13 protein-coding genes are annotated in these 14,224 nt (G+C 51.6%); 7 read left to right on the plus strand and 6 right to left on the minus strand.

The genetic code is table 11. The features are described 5' to 3' along the window. Positions 1-17: 17 nt before the first annotated feature. Entirely contained in the window at positions 18-1,625 is a 1,608-nt protein-coding gene (locus ACO0LG_RS17500; RefSeq protein WP_423028619.1) for a methyl-accepting chemotaxis protein, read from the plus strand. Further along, positions 1,622-2,422, plus strand: coding sequence for a substrate-binding periplasmic protein (locus tag ACO0LG_RS17505; protein ID WP_423028621.1), 801 nt, complete (start codon positions 1,622-1,624; stop codon positions 2,420-2,422). The genes ACO0LG_RS17500 and ACO0LG_RS17505 overlap by 4 nt, the downstream gene beginning before the upstream one ends. A gap of 33 nt (positions 2,423-2,455) precedes the next feature. On the opposite strand, the gene ACO0LG_RS17510 is transcribed toward ACO0LG_RS17505, so the two are convergent. The 3 genes from ACO0LG_RS17510 to ACO0LG_RS17520 form a co-directional block, all read right to left on the minus strand. Further along, complete coding sequence (locus ACO0LG_RS17510) at positions 2,456-2,962, minus strand: HAD family hydrolase (RefSeq protein ID WP_423028623.1); 507 nt, start codon at positions 2,960-2,962, stop codon at positions 2,456-2,458. A 231-nt stretch (positions 2,963-3,193) separates the two neighbouring features. Continuing rightward, complete coding sequence (locus ACO0LG_RS17515; protein WP_423028625.1) at positions 3,194-4,336, minus strand: NADH:flavin oxidoreductase; 1,143 nt, start codon at positions 4,334-4,336, stop codon at positions 3,194-3,196. A 1-nt stretch (position 4,337) separates the two neighbouring features. Then, positions 4,338-4,733: a RidA family protein gene (locus tag ACO0LG_RS17520; RefSeq protein ID WP_423028627.1), complete on the minus strand. Its 396-nt coding sequence runs from the start codon at positions 4,731-4,733 to the stop codon at positions 4,338-4,340. Between the two features lie 161 nt (positions 4,734-4,894). Here ACO0LG_RS17520 and ACO0LG_RS17525 point away from each other — a divergent pair, with 161 nt between their 5' ends. Further along, positions 4,895-5,806: a LysR substrate-binding domain-containing protein gene (locus ACO0LG_RS17525; protein WP_423028629.1), complete on the plus strand. Its 912-nt coding sequence runs from the start codon at positions 4,895-4,897 to the stop codon at positions 5,804-5,806. A 312-nt stretch (positions 5,807-6,118) separates the two neighbouring features. Here ACO0LG_RS17525 and ACO0LG_RS17530 read toward each other — a convergent pair whose 3' ends face one another. Further along, positions 6,119-6,427 (minus strand): hypothetical protein, encoded by a 309-nt coding sequence (locus tag ACO0LG_RS17530; RefSeq protein ID WP_423028631.1) that lies wholly within the window; start codon positions 6,425-6,427, stop codon positions 6,119-6,121. Between the two features lie 367 nt (positions 6,428-6,794). On the opposite strand from ACO0LG_RS17530, the gene ACO0LG_RS17535 reads away from it, so the two are divergent. Then, positions 6,795-8,294 carry a DUF4214 domain-containing protein gene (locus tag ACO0LG_RS17535; protein WP_423028633.1) on the plus strand — a complete coding sequence of 500 codons (1,500 nt, stop codon included), beginning with the start codon at positions 6,795-6,797 and terminating at the stop codon, positions 8,292-8,294. Between the two features lie 75 nt (positions 8,295-8,369). On the opposite strand, the gene ACO0LG_RS17540 is transcribed toward ACO0LG_RS17535, so the two are convergent. After that, positions 8,370-8,594 (minus strand): DUF6434 domain-containing protein, encoded by a 225-nt coding sequence (locus ACO0LG_RS17540; protein WP_423028635.1) that lies wholly within the window; start codon positions 8,592-8,594, stop codon positions 8,370-8,372. A 23-nt stretch (positions 8,595-8,617) separates the two neighbouring features. Then, positions 8,618-9,397 carry a metallophosphoesterase gene (locus ACO0LG_RS17545; protein WP_423028637.1) on the minus strand — a complete coding sequence of 260 codons (780 nt, stop codon included), beginning with the start codon at positions 9,395-9,397 and terminating at the stop codon, positions 8,618-8,620. An 82-nt stretch (positions 9,398-9,479) separates the two neighbouring features. Between ACO0LG_RS17545 and ACO0LG_RS17550 the strand changes: the two genes are divergently transcribed. From ACO0LG_RS17550 to ACO0LG_RS17560, 3 genes are all read left to right on the plus strand, one after another. Then, positions 9,480-10,421, plus strand: coding sequence for a hypothetical protein (locus ACO0LG_RS17550; protein WP_423028639.1), 942 nt, complete (start codon positions 9,480-9,482; stop codon positions 10,419-10,421). Further along, positions 10,414-11,292 (plus strand): hypothetical protein, encoded by an 879-nt coding sequence (locus ACO0LG_RS17555; RefSeq protein WP_423028641.1) that lies wholly within the window; start codon positions 10,414-10,416, stop codon positions 11,290-11,292. Before ACO0LG_RS17550 ends, ACO0LG_RS17555 begins: the two co-directional genes overlap by 8 nt. A 143-nt stretch (positions 11,293-11,435) precedes the next feature. Then, entirely contained in the window at positions 11,436-14,165 is a 2,730-nt protein-coding gene (locus ACO0LG_RS17560; RefSeq protein ID WP_423028643.1) for a diguanylate cyclase domain-containing protein, read from the plus strand. Positions 14,166-14,224: the final 59 nt, after the last annotated feature.

Below are 14,224 nucleotides of genomic sequence, written 5' to 3' on the forward strand. Positions count from 1 at the left end.
TATACAGGAGACAGGCAATGAAAATTCAGAATCTGAACATAGGGACGCGTCTCGCCATGGGCTTTGGGCTGGTCATGCTGCTGGCGACGATATCCTCAGGGATAGGCTTGTGGCGTTTGCATGAGGTTGCTGACAGCACCCGTGCCATGATGCAGGAACCGCTGAAAAAAGAGCGTATGACGGAAGAATGGTACCGGATCACAGTGGCCGGGCTCAAGCGTACCCTGGCGATTGTGAAGAGCAATGATGATGTACTGGCAGAATATTTTGCCAACGATGCCAAGGTATCGACAGTCAGGAATAATGAAATTCAAAAATACATGGAAGAGCATATCGCCTTTCCTGAAGAGAAAAAACTGCTTGATGACATCATCGCTGTGCGCAAGCAGTATATCGCCTTGCGCGACCAGATCACCAAGTTGAAAAAAGACGGTCAGGCAGATGAAGCAGCAAAGTTGTTTGAAAAATTCATGCCAGTGTCAGATGCTTATCAAAAGAGTGAACTGGATTTCCTGGAGTTCCAGAAAAGGGATGTTGATGACTTGAGCCAGGAGGTCGATGCCATCGCCAAAAACAGCCTGATGCTGATCAGTTCGCTGATCGTCATGTTTATTGTTCTCGGCAGTGTCTGCGCCTGGTTCCTGACTGTAGGCATCACCCGGCCCATGCACCATGCGCTGAGCCTGGCGCGCAGCGTGGCAGATGGTGACCTGACGACAAATATCGAAGTGAAATCCAGCGATGAGACTGGTCAGCTCATGCAAGCTTTGAAAGACATGAATCATGGACTGGTGAATATCGTCAGCGAGGTGCGCACTAGTACCGATACCATCGTAGGTGCATCGACCGATATTGCCAACGGCAATATGGATTTGTCAGCACGCACTGAGACGCAGGCTGGTTCGCTGGAAGAAACCGCGTCTTCCATGGAAGAACTGACCAGTACGATGAAGCAGAATTCACAAAACGCCCGCGATGCGAACCAGTTGGCACATGCGGCATCTGACGCTGCCGTCAAGGGTGGCACGGTAGTGTCGCAGGTCGTGACGACCATGGGTGCCATCAGTGATTCATCGAATAAAATCGTCGATATCATTGCCGTCATTGATGGCATTGCGTTTCAGACCAATATCCTCGCTTTGAATGCGGCTGTGGAAGCGGCGCGTGCAGGCGAGCAGGGCAGGGGCTTTGCCGTGGTTGCGTCCGAGGTACGCAACCTGGCGCAAAGATCGGCCAGCGCGGCGAAAGAAATCAAGGCCCTGATTTCTGATTCAGTTGATAAAGTGGGCGAAGGTGCGCGCCTCGTCGATCAGGCCGGTGCGACCATGTCCGAGATCGTCGATAGTGTCGCAAAAGTAACGAGCATCATGAATGAAATCAATAATGCCAGCAAAGAGCAGTCTGCCGGCATAGACCAGATCAACAATGCCATCATCCAAATGGATAGCGTGACCCAGCAAAACGCAGCCCTGGTTGAAGAAGCCGCTGCCGCCGCAAAAAGCTTGCAGGACCAGGCGGGCAATTTGTCGAATGTGGTCAGTATTTTCAAAGTGCAGCAACAGTTCACGCACGCCAGCCCCGGCAGGGCTGTGAAATCAGACAAGAGGCTGGCATATAGGCAATGAGCAAGCCCCTGCAATTTAGTCCTTTGCGGGTCTTGCAAGGCGCAGTGATATCTTTGTTGCTGACGCTCATGCTGCCCGCTGGTGCTGTCACAGAGATACATACGGCTGCCCAGGAGGCATCCGAGCCCAAGTATACTGCCATCGTTAATCAGCAAGGCAAGCTTGCGATAGGCGGGATGTGCGTGGATATTATGCGCGCCATGGAGAAAGCTGACCATGAGTTGCAATTTACCGGTGACCAGGTCTGGCAACCGCGCGCCCGCATTGATGCCGGTCTGAAGGCGGGCAATATCGATGTGATTTGTGGCGTGCAACGCATAGCGCGTAATACCTCGCAATACCAGTTCGCCGTGACGCCGCTGTTCTCTGTCAATTACCTGCTGGCCGTGCGGGCGGATGATGATGTTGCAGTTGAAGACTGGGGCGATATACGCAAGCTCGGCAATGAAGGCATCATCCTGGCCCTGCGCGGTTTTGGCATAGTCGATATCCTCACGCAAATGGGCGGCCTGAAAATAGACGACACCGCAACTTCTTCCATTTCCAATATGAAGAAATTGCTGGCAGGGCGCGGACGTTTTTATTGTCACCGTTCACCTGGCATAGGTCAGGCGATCAGGCAGGCGGGACTGAAAGATAAAATCCGGCTTTTAAACAAACCCCAACTGACAGAAAAATTCTATATGGGCATGGCAAAAACCATGTCCCCTGAGCTGGTCAGGAAGATAGGTGCAGCACTGTTCTTTTTGGAGAAAAACGGAGAATTAAAAAGAATATTTGAGCATTATCAGGAGTAATGTTTCGCTGCTCGACAAGCTGAAGTGCGTCATTTAATCTGTGGTTCCCGTTCTCAATTTGAATGTCTCGACGATGTCGATCAGGGCACGATCATTCTGGTCACCCAAATAAGGGATAATCACCACATGGTTTCTTGGCTGCCTGACGATTTTTTCTGGTGAATCATCCACTATGCTGACCTGGTCCAGCGTATATCCCTGCCCCTGAATTTTTCTTAAATCCTTGATGTAGACATAGCTATTGTTTTTGATGTCTACCCGTTGCACACAGCGCTCTACGGACCAGGCAAACTTGAGAGGGTAGCGAGCGCCAAAGACCTGTGCAACGATGGCATCAACATATTCTCTTGACGACGACCACACTGCCAGATCATCATTGGGTGCGAGTTGTTCCAGCATTTCTGCCAAAAAGGGTCGCTGATATACAAAATAGGGTGTCAATGTCAATGTGGCGGGATGGCCCAAATCTGCTGTGCTTGCGTGGACTAATGTTTCATCGAGATCGAAAACAATAAGTGGGCGTTGTTTATCTGAATTCATTTTTACTTTACGCAGCCTTCGGTAAATACGGCGAATGTTGCTTTGCCACGGACAGTGCCACACCATCATGGTTGGTGGCTTTGCTTTGGGCATTTCTCAATGCACAAACAGTGGATCAGTGTTGAAAATAAAGGTGGCTAACCCACTGTACTTTTTTAATGCAATAAATCTCAAGCCAGAGAAGACATGCAGGAATTGTAATCGCGTTTTCGTAACGAGGTAGTGTGCAAGTTATAGTAAGGAGTGCGTGCGCTCTTTGCGATAGCGATCTTCATTCCTCAGGTTAGCAACCGGCGATAATATCCCGGGGTCGAAATCATTGAGTGGTATGCCGTTCAGTACGCGCGTTGGCCAATCTGCATGGGTCAACGCGCCGCGTCCAAGCGACACTAGATCAGCCTGGCCGCTTGCTATCAAACCAGTCGCGCGCGTGGGATCATGTAGTGAGCCATTGGCGATCACAGGTACGCCTGCATGTTGCCTGGCCAGGCTAGCCAGGCTAGCGCCATTCCCGAAGGCACTCTGCCATGCTTCAAACTCGGTCGTGTGGAGATAGTCGATAGGCAGCTTTGCCAGCGTCCCGAAGATAAGTGCGGCCTTATTTTCTGCATTGCGCCATTTGTGCGTGCGATCGTTGACCTTTCCTTGGGATATGCGCAGACCGAGCGTGAACGCAGGGCCCACTGCAGTGCGTACTGCGTGTACGACCTCGAAGATCAGGCGCAGGCGCCGCTCGACGTCTCCGCCATAACTGTCGTTGCGCAGGTTCGTCTCTTCGGTAAGGAATTGGTCGAGCAGGTATCCGTTCGCACCATGGATTTCGACACCGTCGAAGCCAGCTTGTTGTGCCCGGACCGCCGCGTCAGCGAAACCGTGTATCGCCTCCGCGATCTCTTCGTGAACCATGGCACGCGGTATTGGATAGTCACCTTTGCCCCGGTAGAATGCCATCTGTTGTCCTTTGGGCCGCAATGCGGACGGGCCAACGGTGCCGCTGCGATAAAGGTTTCCCTGCGAAAGCGCGCCGGCGTGCATCAGTTGCGCAACCATACACGCCCCGCCTTTGTGGACGCGGCCAATCACCGTGGCCCAGGCATGGCGTTGGGTGTCGTCCGACAGACCGGGTTGGTTCCAGTAGCCTTGCGAGTAGGCCTTGTCCGTATAAATCCCTTCGCTGATGACCAGTCCGAAACCGCCCTCGGCGAAGGCGCTGTAATAGCCTGCCATCTGCCCTGTCGCGCAACCATCGTCCGTTGCGCTAATGCGTGTCATTGGCGCTACTGCCAGGCGATTTTTAAGCGACATGCTGCCAATGCACTGCGGCTTGAACAGGCAGTCGTGCAGGTGAGCGTCATGCTTTTCAGTGGCATTCATATCAGTTCCCGGTGTGAGGACGGACAGCGGCAATGGCCTCGATTTCTATCATGGCCGCCGGATCGTAGAGTGCTTTGATTTCGGCAATTGTGTCTGCCGGATAAGGTGCCGTGAAAAACTGACGCCGCAGCTCTACGACCTCTTTGAAGTTACTCATATCGGTCACGAAGATAGTGACCTTGATGACGTCTTCAAGACCAGACTCACCAGCTTCAAGCGCGCGCCTGAGGTTGGCGAACGCCTGCTCGCCCTGGGCGCGGAAACCTCCATCAACGATCTCGCCATCGTCGCCAGCACCGGCTTGGCCTGAGACAAACAGCAGGTTACCGAATTTGATCGCCTGAGAAAGCAGGTAAGGTTCGTAATTGTCTGGTTGGGTAATAATTCGTTCGAGCATGATTTGCTCCTTTCATAAAGGTAGTCGCAGGATTGTGGAATAGTGCCCTGCCTTCCAGGGCCGCAGCGAGAAGATAGGCGCATGCCCTTGCGTTGACAAACGCTATGTTGTCAGGCATAACATGAGTTATTCTCATCTGTTATTTTTCATCTATACATGCAATGCGGCGACTACCCTCACTCTCAGCACTACGGGCGTTTGAAGCGGCAGCCCGCCACGGCAGCTTCAAGCAGGCCGCCAATGAACTTGCTGTCACACCGACCGCGATCAGCCATCAGATTCGCCTTCTTGAGGAATACACGGGCCTGTGCCTGTTTGATCGGCAGGTGCGTAAAGTGGCGTTGACCGATGCCGGGGTGGTGCTGTATCCGGTGCTGCGCGACGGTTTCAATGCTGTCGAGAAGGCTTTGCAGAGCTTGGAAAAGACACATGAACGCCGCAGTGTCATCATTTCGACAACCAATGCGTTCATGGCGCGCTGGTTGGCACCCCGGTTGACGGGCTTCCAAAAGTTATACCCGGAAATCGACCTGGAGTTGCACGCATCCGATCAGGCAGTCGACCTTGGGACTGACGTTGCCGATATAGCGATACGCTATGGACGAGGACCATATCCAGGCATGGTGGCGGAGCCGCTGTTCACTGATCGCTTCGCGCCGGTGTGCAGCACTCAGCTAGGTTCTATAGGTCATGCGGACCTGGGTCAGCTCCCACTGATCGATTTTAAATGGACCCATGACCATCCGCTGAACCCTACTTGGAAAAACTGGTTTGCGGCGGTAGCTCTGCCTTGGAAGGCGCGTCGCGGCCGGCTGGTTTTTTCGGACGAAGGCCATGCAATCCAGGCGGCCCTGGCCGGCCAGGGTATTGCCCTGTTGAGCCTTGAGCTGGTGGCGGAAGACATTGCCGCTGGGCGTCTGACGCAGCCCTTTGGCCCGAGCATACCCGGGCATACCTATCATCTCGTGAGAAGTGCGGGCCATATACCAGGGCCGCATATTGAATCGGCATTAGCTTGGTTACGCAGCCAGCTACTACATGAAGGTGATCAATCAGGAGCCAGAGCCAAATAGATGCGGAGCAGGAAGTACCAAAAAACGAACCAGTGACACGCTGTGGCAAATGGTGCTCTACATGCTGCGTCTGGGTGCACTGGGCTCTGGTATCGCATGCTCCATGTCAGCCGGACAATGTCAGGACTGGTCAGTGCAATGGCAAAGACGAGGTATGGAAAAGTATCATGCCGTCAGATCAGGCTTAGTGGGTTAAATGGCGATAAATAGAGCTAAATGCCGCTAAATTGCGCTTAAACGGGCTTGGGTAACGGGCTGCAAACAAGCTACTCCTACCTGCCTGTCTTTGCAAATAGGGGGTTTTGTCTGCCACTATTTCACCTGGCTTGACGCCGGACTTTTTTCAAATTGTCCATTACCCAAATACTTCAGGTATTTGCTGTTGCCATCGGCGTCGGCCATCTGATAATACTCGCCTACATGCAGAGTCGGCAGGCCATCATTGAGAGCCTGCATTTTCTCAGCAGTAACATAGTGAACGGTGCCGGATTGCGAGTCGATTCTATAGACCTTGCCGTCGGATGCCGCCACCAGCTCGTAACGCTGGCTGGACCAGCCTCGGTCGCAGGCGGCCAGGTTCAACATCACCATTAAGATCGACAGTATGCGCAGTTGTTTCATGCCTACTCCAGGAAATTGTCATTCAGGGCTTCAAGAGCAAATGAAGATTGAAAATATATTTTCTAAATTGTTATTTTAAAAATATAAATGATCATTATTTAAATTGCAATTAATTTTAGTATGAATATCAGTGCGACAGCCATAAGAAAAATATATGCCCTGCGTGGCACGGGGTCATTGACTATGAGTAAGATGGAGAAAATAGCATTGTCATATGCAAACTGAGACAAAATGTTACAATTGCCGAGAAATTCTTTGCAATTTATTCATGCATTTAAGCAAGACATTCGTTTCATCTGCTGGCAGTCAGATGCATGCTGCAGCTTGAGGCGGTGGCTCATTTCCCACATTCAGATCAATTTCATTTATGGCAAACATCAATATCAAATTGTCTCAAACCGTAGTAACCACTAATTACCAGCAGCTTATCAAGGCACCTCCTGCCAACGGTACCCTGGGTACTTTATTCGATGTGTTCCCCAAGCTTGGCGCAAGCTGGGCTAGGGACCATCAATATTATTCCTCTTTTGATTTTACTGGCAGCAGGGTTGTTTTTGGTTTTCCTGACGGTGCAAGCACGACGTATAACGGTGTGATCCTGGCGAATCCCAATGCGCTTTCAGGTACCGGTACAGCAACGAATCTGCAAATATATAACAACGGCGTCATGTCGATTAACCAATCTGGCAGATTTGATTTTGATTACACAAATACGCCTGTCAGCGGTGGTTATTCTGTGAACATCAAGCCCACCACAACACTGCTCAATTCCATGTCGGTGTCTACGCTGATTCCTAGTTATAGTCCTAACTATGATCCGGTAACGGGGAATGTGACGATTGGTGTGCAGGGTGCTATCCATGGCGATACCAGTGGCAATAATATTGGTACGATCAGCAGAATCACGGCAAGTGCAGACAAGTTCATCAGCTCCGCCACATTGGACGGCAGTTTTAACCTGTCTTCCAATTCCACCACGGTGGCACAGGGCCTGACCAAGTCCATCGTTACTGGCACCATGACTTCTTCGGTCACTGAATACCGTGACGGCAGCTTCAACCGCATCACTGGTGTTTCCATGAATGTCGGTGCCAACCAGCAGATTGATGAAAAACTGCTGGCTGACGAGTCCCTGTTTGGCGGCGCAGATGTGATCAGCGTTGATTTGCCTGCCACCATGTATTCTGATTACCTGATCGCCTCAGGCGCAGGTGCCGACCTGATCACCATCAATGGAGGCGGTGGCCGTTTGCATGTGAATGCGGGCAGCGGCAATGATGCTATCAATGTTGGCACTGGCAATCATAATATCGATGGCGGCACAGGCTTGGATACCGTCATCATGGCTGGCAATGCCAGCAATTTTGCGATTACCCCTGTTGGCCCGGCTTTCCAGTTGCGCGTTAAATCCAGTGGAGACATCGACAGCCTGTTCAACGTCGAACGCCTGCAATTTTCTGACAAGAGCGTCGCGCTCGATATCAATGGCACGGCAGGCCAGGCTTACCGCCTGTACCAGGCAGCATTTGGTCGCAAGCCTGATCTTGAGGGCCTGGGTTACTGGATCAAGGACATGGATAAGGGTTCGAGCCTGACGACAGTGGCAGCTGGTTTTTTCCAGTCGGCTGAATTCCAGAAGCTGTATGGTGCCAACCCATCGACCACGACACTGATCACGAACTTCTACCAGAACGTCTTGCACCGTGCGCCAGACCAGGCTGGCTTTGATTACTGGAACAACCAGTTAAGCAAAGGCCAGATCACAGCGGCTGGTGCACTGGCGAGCTTCTGTGAAAGTACCGAGAACCAGGCCCAGGTCATAGGCACGATACAAAATGGCATAGAGTTCAAGTTGTGGCTGGGTTGAGCTGCTTGCTGTGAGATGATTGATTTTCCTGCCTGGCTTGCAACATAGTGCGCGGCAAGACAGGCTGGAAAATGATCAAACTGGCTTTACACTGCCAGCGTGAAGTCGTTGCCATTCATCTGCCACATCCCCCATGGTCTTGGGCTCACCATTGATGATCCAGGCCATGAAGTTGCGGTCAAGTTTGCAGTCAGCACCACATTCTGCACTTAAAAAGCGCCTGACGTTTTGGGTGCTCTTGTAGTCTTTATCGACGACGGTGGTACGTGAGATTTCCAGGCCGTGCCAGTCTGTTTTCATGGTTTATTCCTTTGTATTCCTGTTCAAAGTGTAATCACTAAATCCGGATCAAATTGCGCATTCTCCATTCTGCCATTGTGCAAGGGATAGCCGCAAGGGTTGCAGATGACGCGGCATTTTCCCAGGTGATAATCAAAGCTATCATGCATGTGGCCGTGTATCCAAAGATCGGCTTTTTGCGCCAGCGTGTCGAGTTCAGACGCAAACGCGGCGGATAGCAAATCATCCGCATAGCGCGGTGCTACCGACTGTATCGATGGTGCCATGTGGCTGACGACGACAGTGCGGCCTTCAAAGCGGGTATTGAGCCGTTTATTGAGCCAGGATTTTTGTCTCGCATGGATGAGTGCAGTATCAGCTGCTTCCAGTTTGCGGTAGCCTTGTTCGACCAGGGTGATGCGCTGATAATCGGGCATCAGGTCGGCAGCCTCCGTCATGGCGTAGGGGCGCTGCTCTTCGCCAAAAAGGCAAAAATCTGTCCATAGTGTTGCACCCAGAAAGCGTATGTCGCCGATCTGGTATTCACGGGCATTGAGGAAATGCACATTGTCACTAGCCTCGCAGGCACGGGCAACGTCGGCCTGCATGTCTTCAAGGTTTTTGCCATAGGCTTCATGGTTGCCATGTACATACAGTACCGGGATACCGGAGAACTGTCGCGCTGCCCAGCTAACTGCCTTGCTGCCGCTATGGATATCACCTGCCAGCACCACCACATCAGGCTGGCTGATGGCGGGGTCAATAAGAGGGGCAGTATCACCCCAGGCTTCAAGGTGCAGGTCAGACAGGATTTGTAGGCGCATGGGTGCCTGGCGTATAGTATTGGTTTTGCATTATAACAAGTGAGCTGTCATTGCATTTGCCAGGCGCATTTATTATTACATTATGTCTGAACTAGTCATCCTCACCACTTACTTCAACCCCTGCCGCTATGCCTCGCGCAGGCAGAATTATGATGTCTTCATGCAGGGTATGCGGGCAGCCGGGGTGACTTGTATTACGGTCGAATGTGCATTTGGTGATGCGGCCTTTGAATTGCCAGCGGCGGTCGATATCTTGCAACTGCGTTCAGCCACCTTGCTGTGGCAGAAGGAAAGGCTGTTGAACCTGGCGGCATCCTGGTTGCCTGTCACTTGCCGCTACGTGGCCTGGCTCGATTGCGATATCGTATTTGGGAATAAAAATTGGGCAAACGAGCTGGTGACGGTATTGCAGCAATATCCGGTGGCGCAAGTGTGGGAAAGCTGCCTGCGCCTGGAGCAGAATGGTGCGGCGGGGGCTGTGCCTGACCGTGTCCGCTCTTTTGCCGCGATCATGCAGGCCCAGCCAGAGACCTTGCATGCCGGGCGCTATGATACCCATGGGCACACTGGTTATGGCTGGGCAATGCGGCGCAATTTGTTTGACAGCGTGGGTTTGTATGAGGCGGCGATATCTGGCAGTGCCGACCATTTCATGGCACATGCGATTTATGGCGACTACAATTTTTGCATACAGAATGCATTGAAACATGACCATGCCCAGATCGCCCACTTGCAAGCCTGGGGGCAGCGCTTTTACGAGCGGGTACAAGGCAGGTTGGGTGTGGTGCAGGGGGAGATACGTCACCTGTGGCATGGAGAAGCACTGCACAGGCGTTATTTTTTGCGCATGCATGAAATCACTGATCTGGGCTTCAATCCCTGGACGGATTTAAGCATGCGCGCAGGGCAGGCACTGGAATGGCATGCAGACATGCATAAACCCGGTCTGCGCCAGTATTTTATTGATTATTTTCAATCCCGCCGTGAAGACGGCGAAACCCATCAAGAGGTAGCCAATGTCTGACGCGAAGATCAACAATGCCATGACCATAGACCCAACGCTGCCAGACATGCAACTGGCTTTGCAGGGTTTGCAGAATTCCTTGCATGCCATGCAGACAGAAATCTCCCGACAGACCATCGCACTGGATCAGTTGCAAGCAGGCAGACGGCAATTGCTAGAGGGCCAGGTAGCGCGTTTATTACCTGATTTTTCTGGTGCCACGCTGGATGCCCTGGTGCTGGCTTGCCCCGGTTTTGTCGATGACATGGTCCGTGCCAGCTTCAGCGAAAACCGCAAGATACTGGGCTTGTTTACACGTCCCGGCGCAGCGGCGGCGCTAACGACCCTGAAGATACGCCTGGCCTTTTTCCTGGATACGCAAAAAGCTGAAGACCTGCGCAATATAGACTTCCAAATAGCCAACGCGGCAGAAGAAAAACTCAAGCTGGAAAAGCTGCGCTATGAAACCCAGGCTGGTATCAGGATGCTGGAAAAATACCAGGCCAGCGGGCAGGCTGTACCAGCGGAAGTGCAAGTTTATATCCGTCAACTGGCAGAACGGGCACGCCAGATTGCAGCAAAACAGGTGGGCGGTCCAGTGGACAATACCACTACTGATTACGACAATTCTAACTATACCAGCTATGACAATAGCATTGCCTTCCCGTGGCTGTATTTCAGTCAGGACATCAATCACAATGTGGATTATGAGCCGGCATCAAACCCACACAAGCACACAAAAGACGTGCACCAACTCTTGGCGCCACTACAGCCGGTATCGCAAATTGAGTCAGCCGCACCTGCCAATTGTGTCGTTGATACATCAGTCACGCAAGATGGAACAGCACCCTTGTCCTGCCTCACGGACGATCGCCTGGGGGCTTATTCCTGAAGGTGGAATTGTTGAATTTGGTAAAAATGAAGGACGATTTTGAGCTACCGGTCTGGAATACCACGTTTTACCTGAATTATGATTGTCAACAAGTAAGTGAATGCTAATATTGTCACCGGGATTCATTCACATTGTCGAAAGATATGTCATCCAAAGGACTATTGCGCTTTCGGAATATCACCCTGAAAACCCGCCTGACGATGGCGGTGGCGATTTTCTTTGTCTTGTCCCTGGGTTTGCTCTATGCGCTGGCTTCATCGGTATTTGAAAGCGCTCTGGAAAAACTCATCATCGCCAGGCAATCAAGCCTGATTGCCAATGCTGCCAACGAAATCGACCAGAAAGTCGAACTCAGGAAGAATGCCCTGATACGTCTGGCGAGTGATCTGGGTTCCGACGATATCGGTACAGAAAAAATCCAGAGCTTTCTGGCGCAGCACCATAGCCTGGATGGCTTGTTTGATAACCTCACGGTATTTGACCTACAGGGTGAACTGCTGGCTAATCTGGATAATCCCGCGACACGCGGCAAACTCAATATCAGTAGCCGCGACTATTTTCAAAGAGTATTGAAACAGAAAAGGATCGTCATTTCTCCACCGTTGAAGAGTGGAATCTCAGGCCGGCCCCTGGTAGTTATTTGTGTACCCGTATTTGACCCAGGCGGTCACATGCTGCTGGTCTTGATCGGCACCATAGAATTGACGCAGGACAGTTTTCTGGCTGATCTGGCAACGGCCAAAATTGGTGACCGTGGTTATTTCTATGTGGTCACAACGGACGGCGTGTTCGTCACTCACCCTGACCAAAGGCGTGTGTTGAGAAGCATACGTGACATGCCAGATAAAAATCAAATATCCGACAATGCACTTGCCATGCTGGATGGCAGTCTCACCACCAATGACAATACCAAAGATGAATCCATCTTGTCTTACCGGCGGCTTAAATCGGTAGAGTGGTTGATTGCCGGTGTCTACCCTACCAATGAAGCCTTTAGCGTGGTCGCAAAAGTCAGGCGGGACGCCGTGCTGGCGGGAGCAGCCTTGCTCCTGGTTTTTCTTTTGCTGGTCTGGTGGTTCATGTACTGGCAACTGACGCCACTGCAAAGACTGCGTAACAAGGTCAACGGTGCAGAAGCAGTTTTGCCTGCGGCACAGGCCAATACACACTATCCCAAAGACGAGATTGGCGATCTTGCCAAGGCATTTGATGATGCCATGATCAAGCGCATGGATGCCGAGGCAGCCCTGAGCGCCAGCGAAAAGAAATTGCGCCTCATCGCTGACAATATGTCGGCTTTCATTGGTTATATCGACTATCAGGAAAAATATACCTTCGTCAACAAACGCATAGAACATCTGTTTGGCCTGACAGCCCAGCAAACCCTGGGCAAGACCATCAAGGAGATATCTACCCCTGATTTTTACCGACAGACCAAACCCTATGTGACACAAGTGCTGAACGGCGAGTGGACGTGTTTCGAACGCCGCGTTGAACGCTATGGCTATTGGGAGTGGGACAGGGTGACCTATGTGCCGGACGTTAATAAATCCGGCAAGGTAGATGGTTTTTTTGTTCTGGTGGAAGACATTACTGAATTCAAGCGCGTGCAAGATGACCTGACGCGCAGTGAAAAACGGGTACGCACCATTACCGATAACATGCCGGCAATGATTGCCTATGTGGATGCCAGTGAACGCTATCAATTCTGTAACCGCAGCTATGGTTTGATCCCTGGCCTGCAGCCAGCAGATTTGCTGGGGAAAACCATCACCGAAGTGTTTGGCGAAGAAACTTATCTGGAATTAAAAGACAAGATAGACCGCGCCTTGCACGGCGAAAAAGTGTCATTCGAACGCTATGCACCTGAACGTGACATCAAGCGGTTTTTGCAATACGAGTATGTACCTGACATTAATACCTCAGGCGAAACCCTGGGCTATTATTCCATGGTCATAGACATCACTGACCGCAAAGAAGCAGAGCTCAAGCTGGCCGCCAGCGAAGGTTTGCTGCGCACCATTGCCGACAATATCCCGGCCTTTGTCAGTCTCATCGATAGTGAAAACCGCTATCAATTCGTGAACCGCCCTTATGAAGCCTGGTTCGATCTGCCCCTGTCAAAGATACGTTGCCAGCCTGTATTGTCGCTCTTGTCGGGTGCCATGCAACAGGAACATCAGGTGCATTACAAACTCGCCATGGCCGGTGAAAAAACCGAATTTGAAACCGAAATTACTGTCGCAGGCCGGACCGGACATTATCATGCCACCTATGTACCACAATATGATGGCAATGGAAAAGTAGTCGGCGTGAACTCACTGGTCAATGACATCAGTGACGCCAAAGCAGTAGAGCAGCAATTGCTGGCCCTGGCCAGGTTCGATACCCTGACCGACCTGCCCAACCGCAACCAGATCAATGAAAGAATGGAGCAGGCCAGCGCCCGTTCACGACGCACAGGCCGCCTGATGGCGATGATGTTCCTGGATGTTGATAAATTCAAAAGCATCAACGATAGCCTGGGCCACCATGCCGGTGACCTGGTCTTGCAGGAATTTGCCAGCCGCCTCAAGCACTGCATACGCCAAACCGACCTTGCAGGCCGCCTGGCAGGCGATGAATTTGTTATTGTCCTCGAAGGCCTGAACATGCACAGCGAAGCCGACATGGTCGCCAGCAAAATCGTGCAAGCCATGACCACCCCTTTTGAGATAGAAGGCAAACCCCTGATGGTAACCACCAGCATAGGTGTCGCGATTTCGTCAGAACATAATTCCAATGCTGGCGAGATGTTGAAGAAGGCGGATGAAGCCTTGTACCTGGCCAAGAAGGCGGGGCGGAATAATTTCAAAGTCTTGCAACTGGAATGAGTACTGTATAAATCAGGAGATAGGTTTCGCTTGAGGATTCATGCGTTCGGCTTGCTGAT

The organism is Undibacterium sp. Ji42W, assembly GCF_049340405.1.
In the GTDB taxonomy this organism is placed as follows: domain Bacteria; phylum Pseudomonadota; class Gammaproteobacteria; order Burkholderiales; family Burkholderiaceae_D; genus Undibacterium.